At 38.9% G+C, this 22,388-nt stretch carries 34 protein-coding genes; 3 read left to right on the top strand and 31 right to left on the bottom strand.

Annotation, left to right across the window (positions count from 1 at the left end; genetic code table 11):
• Positions 1-97: 97 nt before the first annotated feature.
• Positions 98-1,054, bottom strand: coding sequence for a Dyp-type peroxidase (locus K5Q14_RS07070; protein WP_220735111.1), 957 nt, complete (start codon positions 1,052-1,054; stop codon positions 98-100).
• Between the two features lie 183 nt (positions 1,055-1,237).
• Here K5Q14_RS07070 and K5Q14_RS07065 point away from each other — a divergent pair, with 183 nt between their 5' ends.
• On the top strand, positions 1,238-2,593 hold the full coding sequence (locus K5Q14_RS07065; protein WP_220735110.1) for an MFS transporter: 1,356 nt from the start codon (positions 1,238-1,240) through the stop codon (positions 2,591-2,593).
• A gap of 464 nt (positions 2,594-3,057) precedes the next feature.
• Here K5Q14_RS07065 and rpsI read toward each other — a convergent pair whose 3' ends face one another.
• The 6 genes from rpsI to K5Q14_RS07035 all read right to left on the bottom strand — a co-directional run bounded on the left by rpsI (position 3,058) and on the right by K5Q14_RS07035 (position 7,445).
• Positions 3,058-3,453 carry a 30S ribosomal protein S9 gene (rpsI, locus tag K5Q14_RS07060; RefSeq protein ID WP_010389963.1) on the bottom strand — a complete coding sequence of 132 codons (396 nt, stop codon included), beginning with the start codon at positions 3,451-3,453 and terminating at the stop codon, positions 3,058-3,060.
• 18 nt (positions 3,454-3,471) lie between these two features.
• Positions 3,472-3,915 (bottom strand): 50S ribosomal protein L13, encoded by a 444-nt coding sequence (rplM, locus tag K5Q14_RS07055; protein WP_220735109.1) that lies wholly within the window; start codon positions 3,913-3,915, stop codon positions 3,472-3,474.
• Between the two features lie 235 nt (positions 3,916-4,150).
• Complete coding sequence (truA, locus tag K5Q14_RS07050) at positions 4,151-4,918, bottom strand: tRNA pseudouridine(38-40) synthase TruA (protein ID WP_220735108.1); 768 nt, start codon at positions 4,916-4,918, stop codon at positions 4,151-4,153.
• A gap of 73 nt (positions 4,919-4,991) precedes the next feature.
• Positions 4,992-5,798, bottom strand: a complete 807-nt coding sequence (locus K5Q14_RS07045; RefSeq protein WP_220735107.1) for an energy-coupling factor transporter transmembrane component T family protein — start codon at positions 5,796-5,798, stop codon at positions 4,992-4,994.
• Positions 5,791-6,648 carry an energy-coupling factor transporter ATPase gene (locus tag K5Q14_RS07040; RefSeq protein ID WP_220735106.1) on the bottom strand — a complete coding sequence of 286 codons (858 nt, stop codon included), beginning with the start codon at positions 6,646-6,648 and terminating at the stop codon, positions 5,791-5,793. The genes K5Q14_RS07045 and K5Q14_RS07040 overlap by 8 nt, the downstream gene beginning before the upstream one ends.
• Positions 6,624-7,445: an energy-coupling factor transporter ATPase gene (locus K5Q14_RS07035; RefSeq protein WP_220735105.1), complete on the bottom strand. Its 822-nt coding sequence runs from the start codon at positions 7,443-7,445 to the stop codon at positions 6,624-6,626. The genes K5Q14_RS07040 and K5Q14_RS07035 overlap by 25 nt, the downstream gene beginning before the upstream one ends.
• Before the next feature lie 187 nt (positions 7,446-7,632).
• Between K5Q14_RS07035 and K5Q14_RS07030 the strand changes: the two genes are divergently transcribed.
• A complete protein-coding gene (locus K5Q14_RS07030; protein WP_220735104.1) occupies positions 7,633-9,303 on the top strand; it encodes an FAD-dependent oxidoreductase in 1,671 nt (556 codons plus the stop codon).
• Between the two features lie 94 nt (positions 9,304-9,397).
• A complete protein-coding gene (locus K5Q14_RS07025; RefSeq protein WP_220735103.1) occupies positions 9,398-10,396 on the top strand; it encodes a polyprenyl synthetase family protein in 999 nt (332 codons plus the stop codon).
• 75 nt (positions 10,397-10,471) lie between these two features.
• On the opposite strand, the gene rplQ is transcribed toward K5Q14_RS07025, so the two are convergent.
• The 24 genes from rplQ to rplB form a co-directional block, all read right to left on the bottom strand.
• Positions 10,472-10,855, bottom strand: coding sequence for a 50S ribosomal protein L17 (gene rplQ / locus K5Q14_RS07020; RefSeq protein WP_010391469.1), 384 nt, complete (start codon positions 10,853-10,855; stop codon positions 10,472-10,474).
• A gap of 38 nt (positions 10,856-10,893) precedes the next feature.
• On the bottom strand, positions 10,894-11,838 hold the full coding sequence (locus K5Q14_RS07015; RefSeq protein ID WP_220735102.1) for a DNA-directed RNA polymerase subunit alpha: 945 nt from the start codon (positions 11,836-11,838) through the stop codon (positions 10,894-10,896).
• Between the two features lie 46 nt (positions 11,839-11,884).
• Positions 11,885-12,271: a 30S ribosomal protein S11 gene (rpsK, locus tag K5Q14_RS07010; protein WP_010391465.1), complete on the bottom strand. Its 387-nt coding sequence runs from the start codon at positions 12,269-12,271 to the stop codon at positions 11,885-11,887.
• 129 nt (positions 12,272-12,400) lie between these two features.
• Positions 12,401-12,772, bottom strand: coding sequence for a 30S ribosomal protein S13 (rpsM, locus tag K5Q14_RS07005; RefSeq protein WP_010687979.1), 372 nt, complete (start codon positions 12,770-12,772; stop codon positions 12,401-12,403).
• A gap of 76 nt (positions 12,773-12,848) precedes the next feature.
• Positions 12,849-12,968: a 50S ribosomal protein L36 gene (gene rpmJ / locus K5Q14_RS07000; RefSeq protein WP_002816013.1), complete on the bottom strand. Its 120-nt coding sequence runs from the start codon at positions 12,966-12,968 to the stop codon at positions 12,849-12,851.
• Positions 12,969-13,013: 45 nt separating this feature from the next.
• Entirely contained in the window at positions 13,014-13,229 is a 216-nt protein-coding gene (gene infA, locus K5Q14_RS06995) for a translation initiation factor IF-1 (protein WP_002816015.1), read from the bottom strand.
• A 105-nt stretch (positions 13,230-13,334) separates the two neighbouring features.
• Complete coding sequence (locus K5Q14_RS06990; RefSeq protein ID WP_220735101.1) at positions 13,335-13,898, bottom strand: adenylate kinase; 564 nt, start codon at positions 13,896-13,898, stop codon at positions 13,335-13,337.
• Positions 13,891-15,225 carry a preprotein translocase subunit SecY gene (gene secY, locus K5Q14_RS06985; RefSeq protein ID WP_220735100.1) on the bottom strand — a complete coding sequence of 445 codons (1,335 nt, stop codon included), beginning with the start codon at positions 15,223-15,225 and terminating at the stop codon, positions 13,891-13,893. Before secY ends, K5Q14_RS06990 begins: the two co-directional genes overlap by 8 nt.
• Positions 15,225-15,659 carry a 50S ribosomal protein L15 gene (gene rplO / locus K5Q14_RS06980; protein WP_010391457.1) on the bottom strand — a complete coding sequence of 145 codons (435 nt, stop codon included), beginning with the start codon at positions 15,657-15,659 and terminating at the stop codon, positions 15,225-15,227. The genes secY and rplO overlap by 1 nt, the downstream gene beginning before the upstream one ends.
• A gap of 28 nt (positions 15,660-15,687) precedes the next feature.
• Positions 15,688-15,870, bottom strand: coding sequence for a 50S ribosomal protein L30 (gene rpmD, locus K5Q14_RS06975; protein WP_010391454.1), 183 nt, complete (start codon positions 15,868-15,870; stop codon positions 15,688-15,690).
• Between the two features lie 11 nt (positions 15,871-15,881).
• Positions 15,882-16,388, bottom strand: coding sequence for a 30S ribosomal protein S5 (gene rpsE / locus K5Q14_RS06970; protein ID WP_010391452.1), 507 nt, complete (start codon positions 16,386-16,388; stop codon positions 15,882-15,884).
• A gap of 19 nt (positions 16,389-16,407) precedes the next feature.
• Entirely contained in the window at positions 16,408-16,761 is a 354-nt protein-coding gene (gene rplR, locus K5Q14_RS06965) for a 50S ribosomal protein L18 (RefSeq protein WP_220735099.1), read from the bottom strand.
• Positions 16,762-16,854: 93 nt separating this feature from the next.
• Positions 16,855-17,391 (bottom strand): 50S ribosomal protein L6, encoded by a 537-nt coding sequence (gene rplF, locus K5Q14_RS06960; RefSeq protein ID WP_220735098.1) that lies wholly within the window; start codon positions 17,389-17,391, stop codon positions 16,855-16,857.
• A gap of 24 nt (positions 17,392-17,415) precedes the next feature.
• Entirely contained in the window at positions 17,416-17,814 is a 399-nt protein-coding gene (gene rpsH / locus K5Q14_RS06955) for a 30S ribosomal protein S8 (protein WP_220735097.1), read from the bottom strand.
• A gap of 142 nt (positions 17,815-17,956) precedes the next feature.
• Positions 17,957-18,499: a 50S ribosomal protein L5 gene (gene rplE / locus K5Q14_RS06950; protein WP_010391489.1), complete on the bottom strand. Its 543-nt coding sequence runs from the start codon at positions 18,497-18,499 to the stop codon at positions 17,957-17,959.
• 23 nt (positions 18,500-18,522) lie between these two features.
• Positions 18,523-18,831, bottom strand: coding sequence for a 50S ribosomal protein L24 (rplX, locus tag K5Q14_RS06945; protein ID WP_220735096.1), 309 nt, complete (start codon positions 18,829-18,831; stop codon positions 18,523-18,525).
• Positions 18,832-18,854: 23 nt separating this feature from the next.
• Complete coding sequence (gene rplN, locus K5Q14_RS06940; RefSeq protein WP_010391491.1) at positions 18,855-19,223, bottom strand: 50S ribosomal protein L14; 369 nt, start codon at positions 19,221-19,223, stop codon at positions 18,855-18,857.
• A 52-nt stretch (positions 19,224-19,275) separates the two neighbouring features.
• Positions 19,276-19,542: a 30S ribosomal protein S17 gene (gene rpsQ, locus K5Q14_RS06935; RefSeq protein WP_010391492.1), complete on the bottom strand. Its 267-nt coding sequence runs from the start codon at positions 19,540-19,542 to the stop codon at positions 19,276-19,278.
• A 22-nt stretch (positions 19,543-19,564) separates the two neighbouring features.
• The gene (rpmC, locus tag K5Q14_RS06930) at positions 19,565-19,771 is read right to left on the bottom strand and encodes a 50S ribosomal protein L29 (protein ID WP_010391493.1); all 207 of its coding nucleotides are present in this window, start codon (positions 19,769-19,771) and stop codon (positions 19,565-19,567) included.
• Complete coding sequence (gene rplP, locus K5Q14_RS06925; RefSeq protein ID WP_220735095.1) at positions 19,771-20,184, bottom strand: 50S ribosomal protein L16; 414 nt, start codon at positions 20,182-20,184, stop codon at positions 19,771-19,773. Before rplP ends, rpmC begins: the two co-directional genes overlap by 1 nt.
• Positions 20,185-20,198: 14 nt before the next feature.
• Positions 20,199-20,870: a 30S ribosomal protein S3 gene (rpsC, locus tag K5Q14_RS06920; protein ID WP_010687971.1), complete on the bottom strand. Its 672-nt coding sequence runs from the start codon at positions 20,868-20,870 to the stop codon at positions 20,199-20,201.
• Positions 20,870-21,226, bottom strand: coding sequence for a 50S ribosomal protein L22 (gene rplV / locus K5Q14_RS06915; RefSeq protein WP_004899456.1), 357 nt, complete (start codon positions 21,224-21,226; stop codon positions 20,870-20,872). The genes rpsC and rplV overlap by 1 nt, the downstream gene beginning before the upstream one ends.
• 16 nt (positions 21,227-21,242) lie before the next feature.
• Positions 21,243-21,524 carry a 30S ribosomal protein S19 gene (gene rpsS, locus K5Q14_RS06910; RefSeq protein ID WP_010391499.1) on the bottom strand — a complete coding sequence of 94 codons (282 nt, stop codon included), beginning with the start codon at positions 21,522-21,524 and terminating at the stop codon, positions 21,243-21,245.
• Positions 21,525-21,541: 17 nt separating this feature from the next.
• Entirely contained in the window at positions 21,542-22,375 is an 834-nt protein-coding gene (rplB, locus tag K5Q14_RS06905; RefSeq protein ID WP_010391500.1) for a 50S ribosomal protein L2, read from the bottom strand.
• Positions 22,376-22,388 lie beyond the last annotated feature (13 nt).

Raw genomic sequence — 22,388 nt, 5'->3', positions numbered from 1 at the left:
TTTGTTTTAAAAAAGCGAAGCGCTGATATAAAATCATCGCTCCGCTTTTTAATTTGTCATATTAATCAACTGAAACAAAAGGTATCCCTAGTACTCATTAATCATTAAAATGACCATCAGCAATTTCAGCTAAAGTATCACGAGAAGGAATAAAAAATAACTGACCTGATAAAATATCAGAAAAACTCAATAAATAATCGGATTTTTCCAGCATATTTTCCAACATCCCCTTCGTAATTGTCCAATGACGTGAATAACCCATAAAATAAGTACCTGTTTTACCAGAGGCTGGTTCTGAAAATGGGACATTCATTCGAATAATTTTTTGCTCTACCCCATCTTTTTCTAATTTAGAAGTGACATTGTGGGCATTTTTAAACTTATCTTCATCTTCTAACTCAATATCTGTAAATTTTTCACGACCAATAGCTTTTTCCTGCTCTTCAGTCTTAAGATGATGCCATGTAGCCATATTATGAAGCCATTTTTGTGCGAATGCATATGATCCATTGATAAATTCTTTATCTTCGTCACCAACTAGCGCATATGGCGCTGCATCTTCAACAGCTGGTGCTTCTGTTCCATCTATAAATCCAATAATTGCGCGTCCTTCAAAGTAACGAAAACCTTTTGTCTCATCGACAACTGTTGTCACTTTTCTTAGGAAACGCATAAATTGTGTCTGTGCTTCATACACAACAGCTTCATTACTGGCACGAATATGGAAAAATAAATCACCTTCAGTCGCTGGCATACTGTACTGTGGTCCTGATAATGATTCATAAGTTTCTAATTCAGCCGGTTTTGACTGATTAGGAAATAAATAATCCCATGCAGAACTACTGAATCCGAAAGACACCTTTAACTCTGATCCAGTTGCTTTTGAATCACGAATGCGTAAAGATCTAATAATAGCCTGAGAACGATCAGCAAATTCTTGAATTACTTCTTGTACGTCCGCTTGATTCGTTCGTTTTAACTTTAAAACAGTAAATTGAACATGCTCACCAATATCTTTCCAAACATCTTGTGCTTTTGATGGTTCAATTGTCATTTTTAATTCCCCCAAGTATTTATTCTTACTTCATAATACATCATATTTCAGCTTTTATCAAGAATGATTCTAAATTAAAGATAAATACTATTGTTCGTTTTTTTTATTTAATAGCCAGCATGTTGAAATATCCAACGAACTAGTTTAGAATTATTATAAATAAGACAAAAAGGGAAGTTCATTATGTTTAAGAATATACGTCAATTAACGCCATTTTCATTGATGTTACTAGCAATTTCATTTATTATGTCAATTAGTCAATCCACAATGACCACAGCCTATCCAATCCTAATGAAAAATTTCAACGTTGGTACTACGACAGTACAGTGGTTAACAACAGGTTTTATGGTGGCAATGACATTGGTTATGCCGCTCAGCCCTTGGTTACTAGATAATGTGCATTTAAAGCCTTTATTAAATAGTATTGTCGCCATATTTTTAGTCGGTACAGCCATAGCTATGCTGTCAACAAATTTTTTAGGCATTATTATTGGGCGATTATTTGAAGGCATGGCTGTGGGTGCTCTGTTCCCCACATTTCAAAGTGTCATCATGGAAAACACGACAAAAGGGCAACGTGGCCTCACAATGGGCGTTGTTGGACTGGTAATGGGATCAGCATTGGCAGTGGGTCCTATTATTTCTGGTGTCATTTTACAATGGGTATCTTGGCGTGCTTTGTTTGCCTTATTTTTCTTCGTATTATTGATTTTAATTGTTGCATTTCAGCACTTAATCAAAAATACACATCCCATTAACAAATCCAAATTTGATTGGTTATCTGCCATCACACTCATTGGTTTTGGTGGTATTTTATACGCTATTGCTAGCCTTCCTAGTACCGGATTTAATTTAAACTGGTGGCTAATTTTGATAGTAAGTATCCTCCTGCTGATTGTTTTTGTTGTACGTCAGCAAAAACAATCTCAACCTTTTTTAAATTTAACCGTGTTTAGCTATCAAGGCTTTTTACCAGGATTAATCTTAACAGGCCTATCCTACTCTGGTTTAATTATCGCAACTGTATTGATGCCACTTTTTTATCAACGTGTCTTTTCTTTGTCGCCATTGTTGTCCGGGCTATTAATGGTGCCCGCGGCAATTTTTCTCAGCCAACTCAACCCACGTGCAGGCCGTTTATTAAACCAAATTGGTTTGAAGCAGTTAGTTTATATTGGTATGTCTATGATGATCATCGGTTACGCTTTACTTTACGTTGCCGGAACGACTTCTTGGTTCTATGGGCTAGTTGCTGCCATGCTACTAGAAGGTGGTAATGCGTTTGTTATGATGCCATCTGTCACGGCTGCTAACAATGCTTTACCAAAAAATCTAGTCAGTCATGGCACGGCACTGATTACGACCATGCGCCAAGTTATTGGTGCTAGTAGTGTTGTCGTAGCAACTATTTTAATAACTTATTTCAACGAACACGCTTCAATTGGCCAGTCATTAATACAAACAAGCGGTTGGTTTATCATTGTCCCAGTGGTTGGTTTGTTATTAGCCACTAGACTTAAAAGCCAGTCACAAGAATAGTTAAAACTGTTAATTCGGTTTCATTTTTTAACAAAAAAGTTGTTACGCATTATTTCATGCGTAACAACTTTTTATATTGAGTTTGTTCTAGTAAAACAAAAGATATCGCAACCTTAATATGCTTATTTAACATTGATAATTCACTAACTAGTTCATAATTTTATAATTCTAGATAGTTTTACTGTACGCTACTGTACGGAAGCTAACTGCTAGTTTCTTCAGAGTTTAACCTTAAAGTTAAACTTCTTACTGTACGCTACTTTGTCAAAACATAATATTGCCTATGTTTTACATCTAGATACTATTATAACAAATTAACCTATGTAACATTAACTTAGTATAAGTTTTAACACCACAAAAAAACACCAACTGCATAAGCAACTAGTGTTCTTAAAATTTGAAGTGTTATACGCTTCAGGAATCCGCTAAAACATTGATAAAATGAGGCCTGAGCCAAATATATATTAACGCTTCGAGAATTGAGAAGCCTTACGAGCCTTCTTCAAACCTGGCTTCTTACGTTCCTTCATACGTGAGTCACGAGTCAACAAACCTGCTGCCTTCAATGCCGCACGGAAATCAGGATCTACTGTCAACAACGCACGAGCGATACCGTGACGTGTTGCACCAGCTTGACCAGAATAACCACCACCAATAACGTTAACTAATACATCGTAGTTACCTAATGTTTCAGTCGTGTTAAATGGTTGCAAAACAACTTCACGCAAGTTAGCGAAAGGAATATATTCTTCGATTGACTTGCCGTTCATTGTGATTTGGCCATTACCTGGAACCAAACGCACACGAGCAACTGAGTTTTTACGACGGCCTGTGCCGGCATATTGTACTGCTGTAGCCATAATTTAGATTCTCCTTTCTTAAATCAACGTGTTGATGTCAAGTGCTTCAGGTTGTTGTGCTGCATGACCATGTTCTGATCCTGCAAACACGTGCAAGTTCAAGCCTTGCTTACGACCCAAAGTGTTCTTTGGTAACATACCGTGTATTGATAATTCAAGCAACTTTTCAGGGTTGAATTCACGATAGTTTCCAGCAGTGCGAGCCTTCAAACCACCTGGGTGGTTTGAATGATGGTAATAAACCTTATCAGTGGCCTTTTTACCAGTCAGCTTAACTTCGCCTGCATTAATAATAATAACATGGTCACCCATGTCAACGTTTGGTGTAAACGTTGGCTTGTTCTTTCCACGTAAAATTGAAGCTACTACTGTTGACAAACGTCCCAAAACGACGTCTTTGGCATCAATAATATACCACTTCTTTTCTATTTCACCTGGTTTTGCTAAAAATGTTGTACGCATGTTTGCGCTCCTTTGATTAGTTGTTTACAGGCGTGACCGTTCCTTGTCACGCAATGACAATAAGTTTCCGGGGCTTATCGTGAGGTAAACAATACCATTTACAATCTTACCGAAAATAGAATGATTTGTCAATAATTTAAACTAAAATTATTGCGTTTAAATTAAACACAGTATGTATTGATTGCTTTTCAATAAAAACGATTTTTAAACCGATCACTTCGCTTATTTTGGTAACTTAATCATAATAAATTTCATCCAAATACAAACCACTCGCAGGTGCAGTAAATCGCGCTTGTTCTCGATCTTTCACTGCGATTAATCTAACAATATCATGCACATCACGTCGGCCGTTACCAATCTCTAACAAGACACCCACCATGATTCGAATCTGATTATACAAGAAGGCATTTCCTTCAAAAGTAAAAACCAACTCTTGTTCGTCTTGATTTACCTTAACGTCAGCACGCGTAATGGTACGTATTGTCGTAGCCGTTTGATTACCAGATGCTGCAAAACTAGCAAAATCATGTTCTCCTAGCAAATCAGGTAATGCTATTTTGATACGTTCAGCATCTAATTGCCACTGAAAATGGCCAGTATAATAACGTTTAAATGGGTCTGTAAAATCTTGTGTTGATACCCGATAAACATAGCGTTTGGCATGTGTATTAAAACGTGCGTGAAAATCATCTTTTACTTTAGCGACCGATTGAATGATAATATCTCTTGGTAATAGTGTATTAAGTCCTTTACGTACACCAATAACATTAATATCAAACGGCAAATCGAAGTGTACCACTTGCCCAAAAGCATGCACGCCCGTGTCTGTTCGTGATGCCCCAACCACTTTAATAGGCTGCGTTGGATTTTTAGCCATTTGATTGACTGCCTTGTTCAGCTCACCTTGTACCGTTCGTTGTTGTTCAACACCATTCTTAGTTTGGACTTGAAATCCAAAAAATCCTGATCCGTCATAGGATACTATCGCTTTGTATCTTGGCATATGATTTAACAGCATGCCAAACTTTTTAGCACACTTTTCCTCCACTAATTTATCACACAGATCATTTTCAAAATTATCCGTGCAACCATGTTTTAATTACAAAAAAAGAAATTACAAATCCAATAAGCGCGACAAATGCCACGCTATCTATTTTTTGATAACTTAAAATGCGATATTTAGTCCGTTGTACCGCATCTTTAAAACCACGCACTTCCATTGCATTAGCTAAATCTAAGGCCCGTTGTAGTGCACCTACAAAGAGTGGAATCAAAAGTGGAATAATAGCCTTGGCACGTTTGATTGGTCCACCGGTTGAAAAACTCATACCACGCGATTTTTGTGCATTCATAATTTTTTGCATTTCATCCATTAATAATGGCACGAAGCGAAGCGCAATAGCTAGCATTAAAGCTAATTCTGCAACAGGAATGCCAATTTTTTTAAATGGACTAAGAAGTGATTCTAGTGCATTGGCAATACTCGTTGGTGGTGTTGTTAGTGTCAAAATTGTAGACATTAAAATAATCAGCACAAACCGGACCATCACGTAAATAGCATTTAAAATACCTGGTACTGTAACCTGCAACGGACCTGCACTAAATAATACAGGCGTTCCTGGTGTAAAAAGTAACTGTAATATGACAGTAAATAATATCAACCAAAAAATGGGTTTTAAGCCGTCCCAGTAGAGTTTAAATGGTTGATCTGTTAATTTAACTAATGCCACAACAAATAATGCTGTCCAGGCATAGGTTTGCCAATTATTAGCCCAAAGCATCACAATAATATACACAAATGTCATAATCATTTTAGTGCGTGGGTCAAGACGATGTACCCATGAATTACCCGGCACAAACCGACCAATCATAATATTATTCATGACTAACCTCCGTATTTATCAGATCAGCTAACTCGTTTAAAGTTAAAGGACGTCTAGACAAAACAATCCCTTCATCTCGCAATTTTTCTGCTAATTGACCCGCTTTGGGGAGATCTAGCTTCATTGTCTTGAACCATGTGGTATCCCGATTAAACAATATTTGTGGTGATTCCTGTGCTACCATACGTCCCTCATGCATCACAACAACTTGATCTGCTACCGCAACAACATGATCCATTTGGTGCGAAATGATAATAACAGTCTTACCTAATTTTTTTAAGTCTAAAATTAATTGCAATAATTCGCCTTGCCCTTTAGGATCCAAGCCAGCAGCTGGTTCGTCCATTACCACAACGCTTGGGTCACTAGCCAACGTACCAGCCATCGCAACGCGGCGCATTTGGCCACCTGACAACTCAAATGGTGATTTACCCCACAAGTCTTTGACAACTCCTGCACGCGTTAAAGCGTGTTCTGCAGCCAATTTAGCCTCTGATTTTGTTGCCCCAAAGTTTATAGGCGCATACATGACATCCTCTAAAACAGTATTAGCAAATAATTGGTTTTCAGGAAATTGAAAAGCAATGCCAACACTTTTACGTAACTTTACTAATTCTTTTTCCTTAGTATGATTCGTTAATTCAAAATTATCTATGATAACATGCCCACTAGTTGGTTTTAACAGGCCATTAATATGCTGAATCAGCGTTGATTTACCAGATCCTGTTTGTCCAACAATAGCAGTTACTTTACCTGTTGGCATATCTAGTGTAACGTCGTGTAAAATACTTTGAGCCAATGTTGTTCCTGCACCATAACTGAAATTTACTTTTTCAAATGTGATAGCCATTTTATTAATTCTCTCTCATCTAGATAACCATCAGGTTTCGAATTTAATCGCACTGCTAATTCACCAACAAAGGGTAATTCTAAACCATTGTTATGCATCACCTCATATTGACTAAACACATCTGATGGCGCACCATCTAAAATAAGTTGTCCGTCATTAATGACTACGACTCTATTTGCCAACATTGCTTCATCCATGTCATGCGTAATTGTGATAAGCGTTAATTCTGATCCAAAACGTTGTTTTAAATTCTGCAGTGTTGCCATTACTGTTGCACGTCCATCTGGATCAAGCATCGCAGTTGCTTCATCTAAAATAATGATTTTTGGTTGTAGAGCTAAAACGCTCGCCAATGCTACGCGTTGTTTTTGCCCACCAGATAGCATATGTGGCTCTCGATCTTTGAAATCTTGCATGCCTACTATTTTTAATGCCTCGTCAATCACAGCAGGCATCTCACTACTTGGCATTTCCTTATTTTCCAAACCAAATGCAACGTCATCAGCGACAGTTGCGCCAACGAATTGATTATCTGGATTCTGAAATACCATACCTATTTGTTCACGAACATGGTGAACTGTGTCAATGCGCAATTGCTCACCAAAAACTGTAATGATGCCATCATTTGCTTCAATTAATCCTAAAATTAATTTAGCCAAAGTTGATTTTCCTGAACCATTATGACCTACTAACGCCAACCACTGGCCAGCTTCGATTGATAGATTAAAGCCATCAAACACAGTATCATTATCATCATAATTATATTTTAAATTGTTTATTTTAATCGCTTGAGTCATTAGTCCTTATTTTATCATAGGTTGCACCATTTATACTATATTTAATTTATTGCGTGCTCAATGTCCACAATAGTTATTTCACAAAGAAACTTTATCGTAAACCCTTTTAAAATAACGTTAATTGGTCTATAATTAAATAGATATTTCACAATAACACTAGATAATTCACAAAAGGAAGAAAATAGTCATGGCAGAAAAAAATATTGTCATCGTTGGCGCTGGCTTTGGTGGCGTATTTGCAGCAAAAACTTTATCAAAAAAGTTGAAATCACACAAAGAATACAACATCATTTTAATTGATAAGCATTCTTACTTCACATACATGACCGAATTACACGAAGTTGCCTCTCAACGTGTTGCTCCAAAACACGTACAAGAAGATTTAGAGCATCTTTTTTATCAAGATAAAAACGTCAAATTATTGACTGCTGAAGTTAATGGTATTAATAAAGAAGAGAAATTTATCAAGACAACACATGGCAAAATTAACTATGAAAAGCTAATTTTGGCAGTTGGCGGACAATCTAATGATTTTGGTACGCCAGGTGTTAAGGAACACGGCTTCGAATTGTGGTCAATGGAAGAATCTTTACAAATCCGTAACCATATTGAAAACATTATTGGTCAAGGTGCTGCTGAACTTGACCAAAATAAACGCGAACAATTATTAACAATTGCCGTTGTTGGCTCTGGGTTCACCGGTTCTGAATTAATGGGAGAATTTATTGAGCAACGTAAGGTACTCGCACAAAACTATAAATTAGATGAAAAAGAAATTAAACTAGTCTTACTAGAGGCTGCGCCTAAAATTTTGAACATGTTAAAAGATCGTAATTTAGCTGACAAAGCGTTCAAATATATGACAGATAATGGTGTTGAAATTCGATTGAGCGCCATGGTAACAGGTGTTGATGCAAACGGTGTTGTCTTCAAAGATGGCTCAACCTTACCAACCAAATCATTAATTTGGACTGCTGGTGTTAAAGCTAAATCATTTATCTCCGATTGGGGATTCAAATATGGCCGAGGAGGCCGTATTGAAGCAGATGATTACATGCGTGCCACGCTTGAAAATGATGAACCAGCACAAGACATTTATGTTGCCGGAGACACGCTATCATATGTTGACGAAAAAACAGGTCCTGTTCCTCAAACTGTTGAAGGTGCCGAAAGCGCAGCGCGTGCAGTAGCACATAACATTTTAGCTGATCTTGGTTTTGGTAAAACAAAAACATTTTCTGAAGCTGTTAAATATCATGGCTTTGCCGTCTCTATCGGATCTCATTTCACGGTTGCTAGTCTAATGGGCTTGAATTTTTCAGGATTTTTTGCAAGTATTGCTAAACACGGTATCAATTTATTCTTTTACTCACAAATCCGTTCCCTGTATTCAATTTTTCATTATATATTGGATGAATTCTTCCGTACTGAAAACGGTCGTAATCCATTTAAAGGCACCATCTCTCGTCTTGGCAATGTTTTATGGTCAACGCCCCTGCGTGTATTCCTTGGTCTCTTCTGGATTTTAGCAGCATTAGGCAATCTCGGTAGTCTAAATAGTTTATTTTGGCAACACGACTTAGTCAGCTTTATTGAAATCGTTACAGGTGCCGGTATTTTAATTGGTTTATTAACTTGGCCTTTGGCGTTTGTTTCAATTATTTTAGCTATTACCGCTTGGGCGACAAACGGATTTGATATCATTCACTTGTTCTTAATTCTTTCGAGTATTGCTGTTATGAATGGCTCTGGTCGTGGTTTTGGTTTAGACTTTTACGTGGTTCCATTACTACAAAAGCTGTTTGGTGGTCTTTGGTATGGTAAAGCAAAATCATTGTACGATGAATTAGATAAATAAGTTATAATAATAATATGCGAGAATTAATTTTCTCGCATTTTGTACATAAATATACGTATACCTATGTATACATGAGAGAAGTAGAGAAATTGACATGGCAACACCTACCTTACCTAAAATTTGGGAAACCTTCCCCGAACTATCCGAACCCCTACAAGCTATTTTAGCTGAGATGTCGGCAAGCTGGCATATTGGATTTGATGAAATTGATCGTGCAATTCGATCACAATTAAATGCTGGCAAACTTGTTCGCCCAGCGCTCACACTCATTTTTTCACAATTATCAGATCAAGATTATAATAAAAGCGCAATATCTCTTGGTGCAAGTGTAGAATTATTACATCTTGCAACTTTAATTCATGATGATATTATTGACGAATCAAAACTGAGACGCGGACACGAGAGCATTCAAAGCCAATTTGGTAAAGATACTGCTGTATACGCTGGTGACTACTTGCTAACTGGCATGTTTTCTCTGTTAGATAGTGCCGATAGGCCTGTTGCGAACAAATTAGCTTTAACAGCTTTACAAGAAATTTTATTTGGAGAATTAATTCAAAAACAAAATCGTTATAATCTTGATACATCTTTTGCAACCTACTTTTCTCAAATAAAAGGCAAAACAGCAGCACTTTTTAAGCTTAGTGCAACTTTTGGATTGGTTAGTGGTAAAACTTACAATACCGAGTTATTAGAAACCGTTAGTAAACTAGGTGAAAACATTGGTATTACCTTTCAGTTATTAGATGATTACTTAGATTTTGAATCAATTATGGATAATTTGTCATTAGGCAAACCAATTGGGCAAGACATTAGAAATGGTATTTATACTGCTCCAATATTATTTGCCTTAGCTGATAATGAAGTAAATGAACCCATTAAATCTTTACTACTTAAACGTGATGAAATTTCCGATTCAGAAATGGTTGTGCTACATGACTTGATTATTAGTAGTAACGCCATGATTAAGTTAGAGTCCTTACTTACGGAATATAGTGACTCACTAATTACACTAATTACATCACTACCCAATGTGGATATGCAAAATCAGCTCAACCAACTTAGTCAATTATTATTAAATCGACATAATTAATAATTAAAAAGTCCTTGCAAGTTATAACTTGCAAGGACTTTTTTAAATGTTAATTCTTTTAATAGTATTTAGTAATTAATCAACAAGTTCCAAGATGACCAATTGAGCGGCGTCGCCACGTCGTTGGACAGTCTTGAGAATTCGTGTATAACCACCATTACGTTCAGCAAAACGTGGTGAAACGTCATCAAAAAGCTTTTGTAAAGCTGATTGCACTTTAACATTATCGCCTTCTTCAATCACATCCGCAACTTCGTTACGAACAAAGGCAGCGGCTTGACGACGAGCGGCCAAGTCACCACGCTTACCTAATGTAATCATTTTATCAGTAGTCTTACGAACTTCTTTAGCGCGAGCTTCAGTAGTTGTGATACGACCGTTAATCAAGAGATCAGTGGTCAAGTCACGCAACATAGCTTTACGTTGTGAAGATGTACGACCCAATTTACGATATGGCATTGGTGAATCCTCCTTTATTAATAATTTAAAGACATGTGTTAATCTTCCTTGCGGAATCCCAAACTCATTTCAGTAAGTTTTTCTTGGATTTCGTCAAGTGATTTCCGACCGAGATTACGCACCTTCATCATGTCTGCTTCAGTGCGATCCGTTAACTCAACAATTGTGTTGATACCGGCCCGTTTGAGACAATTATAAGAACGCACTGACAAATCCAAATCTTCAATTGGCGCAGAATCTGACGCACTAACTGCTACAGGTTCTACTTCAACCATAACATTAGCTTCAGCTGCAACTGGAGAAATATCCATGAACAAGTTTAAGTGTTCTGCCAAGATTTTTGAACCAAGGCTCAATGCATCACTTGGTTTAATTGAACCATTAGTCCAAATATCAAAAGTGAGCTTATCATAATCATCACGTGAACCGACACGTGTATTTTCTACATGGTAGTTCACACGCTCAATCGGTGTATAAATAGAGTCAACTGCTAAAACACCAATAGGCATTTCATCACGCAGTTGTTTATTTTCGTCAGCTGATGAGTAACCACGACCTTTAACTGCCGTGATTGTCATATGAAGTGACTTACCTGCGGCTACAGTGGCAATATGAAGATCAGGATTCAAAACTTCAACATCAGCCCCTGCTTGCAAATCTGCAGCAGTGACATCAGCAGGACCTTGAATATCAACTTCAAGGCTGCGTTCTTCATCTGAATCAATTGCCAACACAACTTTCTTCAAATTCAAGATAATTTGTGTTACATCTTCAACGACGCCATCCACTGTTGAAAACTCGTGGACAACCCCATCGATTTGAACTGTATTAACAGCTGCGCCTGGAAGTGAAGACAATAAAATACGACGTAATGAGTTACCTAACGTTGTACCGTATCCACGTTCAAGAGGCTCTATGACAAACTTGCCATAGCGGGCGCCCTCTTCGATGTTATGAATATTTGGCTTTTCAAATTCAATCATCTGTAATTCTTACCCCTTCTTTCAAAGCAAGAGCAATGAAAATCAATTAAACACGACGACGCTTTGGTGGGCGTGATCCGTTGTGGGGAACTGGAGTAACATCTTTAATTGATGTTACTTCCAAGCCAGCTGCGGCCAAAGCACGGATAGCTGATTCACGGCCAGAACCTGGTCCCTTAACAGTAACCGCAACAGTGCTCATGTTCATTTCCATGGCACTCTTTGCTGCTGCTTCCGCTGCCATTTGAGCAGCGAATGGTGTTGACTTACGGCTTCCTTTGAAGCCAAGTGCACCAGCTGATGACCAGGCAACTGCGTTACCCTGGACATCAGTAATCATGACGATTGTGTTGTTGAATGTTGAGTGAATGTGAGCCACACCCGCTTCAATATTCTTTTTCACACGACGCTTACGCGTTGTACGACCTGCCATAATGTTGCCTCCTTTTCAATACTTTTGTATAATTTCTCGGGTTAATTTCTTAACCAACATTACGCAACTGTGGTTGCGATAATCATGTGTCATATCGATGAGGATACAACAGAAAAAAACAATTCTAAATTATTTTTTTCTACCAGCAATTGATTTAGCTGGGCCTTTACGTGTACGGGCGTTGTTCTTGGTGTTTTGTCCATGAACTGGTAACCCTTTACGATGACGAATGCCACGGTATGAAGCGATTTCTTGCAATCCTTTAATATCCAATGATACTTTACGACGCAAGTCACCTTCAAGTTGTAAGTCCAACTTGTCAACTGTTGCACGGATGGCATCTTCTTGATCTGCTGAAAGATCACGAACACGGACGTCTTCTGAAACGCCTGCTTCAACCAACACTTTTTGTGCAGTATTATTACCGATTCCGTAGATGTAAGTTAAGCCAATGACAATTCGCTTGTCACGTGGCAAATCAATACCTGCTATACGAGCCATAACAATTTACCTCCTAATTAGTATTTTGAAAATGACAATTATGTCTATTTACAATAATTTTTAATATGCTGAAAAATTACTTTCCAGCGCGTTGCTTGTGCTTAGGGTTAGCTGAGCATATGATCATTGTGCGACCATTACGCTTGATAACGCGGCAAGCATCACACATCTTTTTAACTGATGGGCGTACTTTCATAATCGATTCCTCCTATTCGGTTAACTGATTATTCCAAATCGCTTCTTAACGGAAACGATAAGTAATACGACCTTTTGTTAAGTCGTACGGTGACATTTCGACTGTGACACGATCACCTGGCAAAATTCGAATAAAATTCTTACGAATCTTACCTGAAACATGCGCTAAAATAACCGCCCCATTTTCTAATTCTACTTGGAACATCGCATTTGGTAAAGTTTCTTTTACTTTACCTTCAATTTCGATGACATCGTTGGCCATGCACTTAACCTCCTGTGCTAATAATGTTCAACATTGTTGATAAGTGCTTAACCTATCAAATTATACCAGATATACTAGTACTTCTCAATGTAATTTTAGAAACTTTCATAAGCTATCTAAAATGTTTCTCACATCATGATACACCTCAGTCAGTTCACGACCGCCATCGATTGTGTGCAAAATACCTGCTTTTTGGTAATAATTTACTAAAGGCAAATTAGCTGCTTTATTGACTTCTAAACGGTTGTCAATAACTTCGGGTGTATCATCTGCGCGTCCACGTCCTAAGAGACGTTCGCGCAACAATGAATCAGAAACTTTAAAGTAAAGCGTAGCCGAAATTGATTTCCCAGTTTCGGCTAAATAGTCATCCAAAAATTCGGCTTGAGCTTCATTACGTGGATATCCATCTAACATGAAACCATCTGTTTCAACATCCGCTTGACTTAAACGATCAGCAACCATTGCGTTTGTAATTTCATCAGGAACTAAGTTTCCTGCATCCATATACTCGCGTGCTTTTTCACCCAACTCTGTATTATTAGTTAAGTTTGCTCGGAAAATATCTCCTGTTGAGATATGTACCATCGCATAATCCTTAACAATAAAGTCTGCTTGTGTGCCTTTACCGGCACCGGGCAAACCCAACAAAATTAAATTTTTAACCATTAGTTGCCTCCCGATTTGCTAACTGATTTTTTGTAATAAACCCAATATAATTTCTTTTTTGCATCAAACCATCAATTTGTCTAATTAAATCTAAAGCAACACCAATAGCAATAAGCAAACTCGTACCACCTAAACCAATTTTCTCATTCAAGCCCCAAATATTTGAGGCAATAAGTGGTACCAGTGCAACAAATCCTAAGAAAATTGATCCAACAAAACTTAAATTCAATAGCAATTGTGAAACAAACGATTTTGTTTCGTCACCAGGACGAATGCCTACAATGTAAGCGCCTTGCTTTTGCAAATTTTCAGATAGTTTTTCTGGATTAACTTGCACAAACGCATAGAAATAAGTGAATACAATAATCAATACAGTATACAAAATTGCACCTGGCAATGTCGTCATACTAAATATTTGTTGCAACACTTGATACCATTGCGCTGATGCATATTTCTCTTGAAATGCCATCATAATTGTTTGCGGTGTGCTAATGAACGATGAAGCAAAGATTACTGGAATAACACCTGAAACGTTAACTTTCAGGGGCAAATATGCTTCGCTACCATATGAAGTTGCAGAACGTGTGTACTGCATCTGTAACCGACGGGTTGCCTCATAAAACCATGTTGTAACTGCTATAACTAACAGCATTGCTATAACTAACACAATCATGAACACAACGCCATTAGTTAAATCTTCAGATCCAGCTTGTAATATATTTTCTCGGAAAATTTCATACAAACCTTCTGGTGCTTGCGCAATAATTCCAGCAAAAATAATCATAGAAACACCGTTTCCAAGACCTTTTTCCGTAATCATTTCACCCAGCCACATAGCAAAAAAAGTTCCAATAGTCATAACCGATCCGATTATAACAAAAGACATCGCATTATTTGTTTGGCTAACTAAGCCATAAGCAGAAAGTGAATTGAATCCTGCTGTAATACCAACAGATTGAACAAAAGCAAGTACAAGTGTTAACCAACGTGTGGCGTTGTTCAACTTTCGTCGTCCAACTTCCCCCTGCTTACTCCATTCAACAAAGCGAGGCACGATATCTAATTGCAAAAGTTGCACAACAATTTGTGCCGTCACGTATGGTGAAACACCCATTGCAAACAATGAATAATTCATCAAGCCACCACCAGAAAAGATATTTAAAATATTCATCAATCCTGAGTTAGCCATATTCGCCATAGCTGACGGGTTTACACCTGGCACAGTAATATGCGTTCCAATTCTGTAAATAAACAAAATTAGAAGTGTCCATCCCATCTTTCTACGAATATCTTTTTCACGTACTGCATTAAATAACGTGCGTAGCATTAAATCACCTCAGTCGATCCACCGGCTTGTTCAATAGCAGCCTTAGCAGCGCTTGAAAACTTATGAGCCTTAACAATTAGCTTTTTGTCAAGTTGACCAACAGCTAAAATTTTGATGCCTGACTTTTGATTTTTAACAATACCATTTTCAATCAAAAGTGTTGGTGTGATTTCTGTGCCATCTGTAAATGTATTTAACTTTTCCAAGTTAACCACAGCAAATTCCTTACGTGAGATGTTAGTAAATCCACGCTTTGGAATACGACGGTACAAAGGCATTTGACCACCTTCAAAACCCAAACGCACTTTGCCACGGGCTTTTTGACCCTTTTGACCACGTCCAGATGTTTTACCGTTTCCTGATGACGTACCGCGACCGACACGGTTACGTAACTTGCGTGAACCTTCAGCAGGTTGTAATTCGTTCAAGTTCATCTTTCGGTACCTCCTATTTTAATTGTTATTACTTTACTTCTTCAACACTTACCAAATGTGCAATATGAAAAATTGCGCCACGGGTAGCTTCGTTATTAGGCTTCACCACTGAGCTAGATACACGGCCAAGTCCAAGAGACTTAACAATCGTGCGTTGCTTAGGTAAACGATGAGCCACACTCTTAATCAAAGTGATTTTCAAATCAGCCATTTTATCGCTCCTTATTCAGCCAAGTGTTCTAAAGAAACACCACGCAAAGCTGCTACTTGTTCTGCATCTTTTAAACTTGTTAAAGCATCAAAAGTTGCACGAACAACGTTAACTGGTGTTGATGAGCCAAGTGACTTTGCAGTCACATCTGTGATACCTGCTAATTCCATAACAGAACGTGCAGCACCACCAGCAGCAACACCAGAACCTTCTTCAGCTGGTTTGACCAAAATCTTACCGCCGCCCCATACGCCAAGAACGTCGTGAGGAATAGTTGTAGATACTGTAGGAACAGTGATCAACTTACGCTTAGCATCTTCAATAGCTTTACGGATAGCTTCAGGAACTTCCTGTGCTTTACCAGTACCAAAACCAACGTGCCCTTGTTTATCACCTACGACAACCAACGCTGCAAAACGCAAACGACGGCCACCTTTGACAACTTTCGTAACACGGTTAATAGCAACCACGTTTTCTTCTAATTCACCAAGTGACTTAGGGTTAACGAATTCAACCATTTTTATATTCCTCCTTTCCTTAGAACTTCAAGCCGTTTTCACGGGCTGCTTCTGCCAATGCTTGAACACGACCATGGTACAAGTAACCACCACGATCAAAGATAATATCTTCTAATCCTGCAGTCTTACCACGTGTAGCGATCAACTCACCAACTTTAATTGCTTGTTCTGTTTTTGTACCTGATACTTCTGTATCATGGCTTGAGGCACTTGCTAGCGTTACACCCGCTACGTCATCAATTAATTGCGCGTAGATGTTTGCATTAGAACGGAATACGTTCAAACGTGGGCGAGCAGCAGTACCAGAAATCTTACCGCGGACGCGCTTATGACGCTTTACGCGAAGCTTATTTTTATCTGGTTTTGAAATCATAGCTGTGCTTTCCTTTTCTTATGGCTTATGCCATTATAAATTATTATTTATGATGAAAATAATACTGATGAATTAAAAGAATATAGAATCCTTTTACTTACCAGTCTTACCTTCCTTACGACGAACGATTTCGCCTTCGTAACGAATACCCTTACCTTTATATGGTTCAGGTGAACGTACGGCACGAATTTCAGCGGCTAAATCGCCAACACGTTGCTTTGAGATACCTGAAATTTTAATAGTCAATGCGTCAGGCACTTCAACTGTTAAATCTTCACGTTCTTCAAAATCAACGGGGTGTGAATAACCAACTGCCAAAGTCAATTTTGAACCTGACTTTGCTGCACGATAACCAACACCGACAAGCTTCAAAGTTTTAGTGAATCCATTAGAAACACCTTCAACCATGTTAGCAACGTTTGCACGAGTGGTACCATGCAAAGCTTTTGTCTTGTTGTCGTCACTTTGACGTGAAAATGCTACTGTAGTACCTTCAACAGACATTGAAATTTGTGAAGCAATATCACGCGACAATGTTCCCTTAGGTCCCTTAACAGTAACAACAGTACCCTCTTGAGATACTTCAACATCTGTTGGCAATGTAATTACTTTATTTCCAATACGGCTCATGGTAAGTCTCCTTTCTTAGATATATTACCAAACGTAGGCGAGAATCTCGCCGCCAATTTGCTTTGAACGAGCTTCTTTGTCAGTAATAACACCAACTGAAGTCGAAATAATAGCAATACCTAATCCGTTCAAAACCTTTGGTAATGAATCAGATTTAGCATACTTACGCAAACCTGGCTTTGAGATACGCTTAATTCCTGTAATCACACGATTACGGTCTTCACCGTACTTCAGAAATACACGGATAACACCTTGCTTGTTATCTTCAATGTACTCTACGTCGCGGATAAAACCTTCTGATTTCAAGATTTCAGCGATGCTCTTTTTAATTTTTGATGCTGGAATTTCAACAATTTCGCGGTGAGCCAAATTGGCGTTACGAATACGTGTCAACAAGTCAGCAATTGGATCAGTCATAGACATCTATCGATATCCTCCTTTAATTTTTGAACGAGACATAATTAAATGACACGCTCTTAACCATTATAGACCATTTCAGTCAATTACAGTTAAAAACGTGTCACTCTATTTAATTTTAAGAGCGACAGTCGTTTTTAGAATACAATTACTTAGTAAATGGCATTCCTAAGAGTGTCAACAATTCACGACCTTCTTCATCATTTTGTGCTGTTGTAACAACAACAATGTCTAATCCGCGAACGCGGTTAACTTTATCAAAATCGATTTCAGGGAAGATTAATTGTTCACGAATACCTAAAGTGTAGTTACCACGACCATCAAAAGCCTTTGATGATACACCACGGAAATCGCGAACACGAGGCAATGAAATGTTAATCAACTTGTCTAAGAATTCATACATGCGCTGACCGCGCAATGTAACCTTAGTTCCGATTGACATACCTTCACGCAAACGGAAACCAGCGATTGATTTCTTTGCCTTTGTGATAACTGGCTGTTGACCAGCAATCAACTTCAATTCTTCAACCGCTTCATCCAAGTTCTTAGAGTTTGAAACTGCATCACCAACACCCATATTAAGAACAATTTTATCGATCTTAGGTGCTTGCATTGGTGATTTAAAGCCAAACTTTTCGATTAAAGCAGGTTGAACTTCATTAACATATTTTTCTTTTAATGCGTTAGCCATGAAAATGATTTCACCTTTCAAAATTAGCCTAGTACGTTACCAGACTTTTTAGATACGCGAACTTTCTTACCGTCTTCAATTTTAAACGCAACTTTAGTTGGTTCATTAGTTGAAGGGTCAAGCAGTTGCACGTTTGATACGTGGATAGGTGCTTCAATATCGATAACACCACCCTGTGGGTATTCGTTAGAAGGTTTTTGATGCTTCTTAACGATGTTCACGCCTTCGACAACTACGCGATCTTTTCCAGCAACAATTTTAGTAATTGCGCCTTCTTTTCCCTTATCTTTGCCGGCAATGACGCGAACCTTATCACCTGTTTTTACAAACATGTTTTGGCTCCTCCTTGTCAGTATTAGAGCACTTCTGGTGCCAATGAAACGATACGCATGAAATCACTGTCACGCAATTCACGTGCAACAGGACCAAAAATACGTGTACCAACTGGTGACTTATCTTCCTTCACGATAACAGCGGCATTTTCATCAAAATTGATGTATGAGCCATCTGTACGACGAACGTCAGAAACAGTACGAACGATGACAGCCTTAACGACGTCACCCTTCTTTACGTTACCACCAGGGATAGCTTGCTTAACTGTAGCAACAATCATGTCACCCACACCCGCAAACTTACGGCCTGAACCACCGAGCACTTTAATCGTTAAGATTTCACGTGCGCCAGAGTTGTCAGCCACTTTTAAACGACTCTCTTGTTGAATCATGGTTCTTCCTCCTTAGTTAGCAATTAATTACGACGATTTAGTACCGAACGAATTAGAGAATTACTGCCTCTTCAACGATCTTAACCAAACGGAAGTGCTTAGTTGCAGACAAAGGACGTGTTTCCATAATTTGAACAATATCATTCATCTTAGCGCTATTGTTTTCATCATGGGTTTTAAACTTCTTCGTGTACTTAACTCGCTTACCATAAACTGCATGTGTTACATAAGTATCAACAGCGACAGTAATTGTCTTGTCCATCTTATCTGAAACGACACGGCCTTGGTAAACTTTTCGAGCATTACGTTCTTCACTCATTTTTCAGCTTCTTCCTTTCGTCTTATTTACTGGCGTTTGCCAATTCTTGTGCACGAATAACTGTTTTAACTCGTGCGATGTCCTTACGAACTTGTGCGATACGCGCCGTGTTTTCAAGTTGACCAGTGGCCAATTGAAAACGTAGGTTGAATAATTCTTCCTTGAATTCGGCTTCGCGCTTTTGCAAATCCGCAAGTGACAATTCTTTCAATTCACTTGCTTTAGCCATTATTCAGCCTCCCGAGCAATAATCTTTGTACGTACAGGCAACTTGTGTTGTGCCAAACGTAATGCTTCACGTGCAGTTGCTTCAGAAACTCCTGCCACTTCAAACATTACTTTGCCACGTTTAACTGGTTCAACCCAACCTTCAGGTGCACCTTTACCGTTACCCATTCGAACACCAACACCTTTAGATGTATATGACTTGTGGGGGAAGATTTTAATCCAAACCTTACCTCCACGCTTCATATAACGTGTTATTGCAATACGGGCAGCTTCAATTTGACGACTTGTAATCCAGCTTGATGTTGTTGCTTGTAAGCCAAAATCACCGAACGTTACCGTCTTTCCACCTTTTGCTTCGCCACGCATGTGACCACGGTGTACACGACGGAATTTAACACGCTTTGGTACTAACATGTTCGCTTCCCTCCTTACTTACTGTTCTTTTTTTGTGGTAAAATATCACCACGATAAATCCAAGTTTTAATACCCAAGTTACCATAAGCAGTCATTGCTTCGTCCCATGAGTAATCAATATCAGCACGTAAAGTATGCAAAGGTACAGTGCCTTCAGTATACTGTTCAATACGGGCAATATCTGCACCATTCAAACGGCCTGAAACCATAACTTTTATACCCTTAGCACCTGAACGTGTTGCACGTTGGATTGCGCCACGCATTGCACGACGGAAAGCAACACGACGTTCTAAGTCACCAGCAATTTGTTGCCCAACTAAGTGTGCAGACAAATCAGGCTTTTTGATTTCAACAATGTTGATGAATACACGCTTTGAGCGTCCCTTTTCATCAACATCAGTCAACTTAGCCAACTGTGTACGAAGCTTTTCAACTTCAGAACCACCTTTACCAATAACCATTCCTGGCTTGGCAGTATGGACAGAAACGTCAACACGTGATTTTGTGCTGCGTTCAATTTCGATGCGATCAACTGCGGCGTCAGCTAAGTTCTTTTCGATATACTTACGAATACGTAAGTCTTCGTGAAGTTGGTTAGCATAATCAGCCTTGTCAGCAAACCACTTTGCATCCCAGTCGCGAATAACGCCGACACGGAATCCAGTAGGGTTAATCTTTTGACCCATTACTTTGCCTCCTTCTCAGCAACCACAATAGTGATGTGACTTGTACGCTTGTTGATAGGTGAAGCAGAACCTTTGGCACGAGGACGGAAACGCTTAAGCGTTGGTCCTTCGTTAGCAAAGGCTTCCTTCACGATAAGATCTTCTCGGTCTAATGAGAAGTTGTTTTCAGCATTAGCAACTGCTGAGTTCAAAACCTTGTAAATATCTTCAGTAGAAGTGTTAGGTAGGAACTTCAAAATTGCATATGCTTCGTTAACGCTCTTACGACGAATCGTGTCAAGAACTAGGCGTGCCTTACGTGGGGCAACGCGAACGATCTTAGCTGTCGCGCGAGCTGAAGTAATTTGTTCAGCCATTTTTCAATTTCCTCCTTTATTTTTTAACAGTCTTCTTATCATCAGCTGTGTGGCCTTTGAATGTACGAGTTGGGACAAATTCGCCCAACTTGTGGCCAACCATGTCTTCTTGTACAAAAACTGGAACGTGCTTGCGTCCATCATAAACGGCAATTGTAAAGCCGACAAAGCTTGGGAAGATTGTTGAACGACGTGACCAAGTCTTGATCACTGACTTCTTCTCAGAATCCGCTTGCGCTTCAATCTTCTTAAGCAAGTGTGGGTCCGCAAATGGTCCCTTTTTTAAACTACGAGCCATTAGTTATCTCCTTTCCCTTACTTACTCTTACGACTGCGAACAATAAGCTTCGTTGAAGCCTTCTTCTTATCGCGAGTCTTCTTACCAGCAGTCTTCTTACCCCATGGTGACATAGGACTTGGACGACCAACTGGTGCTTTACCTTCACCACCACCGTGTGGGTGATCGTTAGGGTTCATTACTGATCCACGAACGTGTGGACGCTTTCCACGCCAACGGTTACGACCAGCTTTACCCCAGTTAATTAATGAGTGTTCTGCATTACCAACTTCACCAATTGTTGCACGGTTAGTTGCCAAAACCAAACGAACTTCACCTGAAGTTAGACGAACAATGATATATTTACCATCTTTACCCAAAATTTGTGCCGAAGTACCAGCTGAACGTGCTAACTGTCCACCCTTACCAGGCTTTAATTCGATGTTATGAATTAAAGTACCTTCAGGAATGTTACTTAATGGCAAGGCATTGCCGGGCTTAATGTCGGCATCAGGACCAGATTGAACTTTATCGCCAACCTTCAATCCTTTTGGCGCCAAGATATATGATTTAATACCATCTTCATAGACCAGCAAAGCGATGTTTGCAGTACGATTTGGATCGTATTCGATAGCTTTAACAGTAGCTGTCTTATCATCTTTGATACGTTTGAAGTCTACCAAACGGTAGGCTTGCTTGTGTCCACCAGCATGGTGGCGAACTGTCATACGACCAGAATTGTTACGAGCTCCAGTTTTTGACTTTTTGGCCAACAAACTCTTTTCGGGCGTTGACTTCGTGATTTCAGCGAAATCTGAAGTCGTCATGTTACGACGTCCGTTAGAGGTTGGCTTATACTTCTTGATAGCCAATGTCTTATCCTCC

This window comes from Leuconostoc inhae (assembly GCF_019656015.1).
In the GTDB taxonomy this organism is placed as follows: domain Bacteria; phylum Bacillota; class Bacilli; order Lactobacillales; family Lactobacillaceae; genus Leuconostoc; species Leuconostoc inhae_A.
This window is presented reverse-complemented; position numbering and strand designations above follow the sequence as displayed.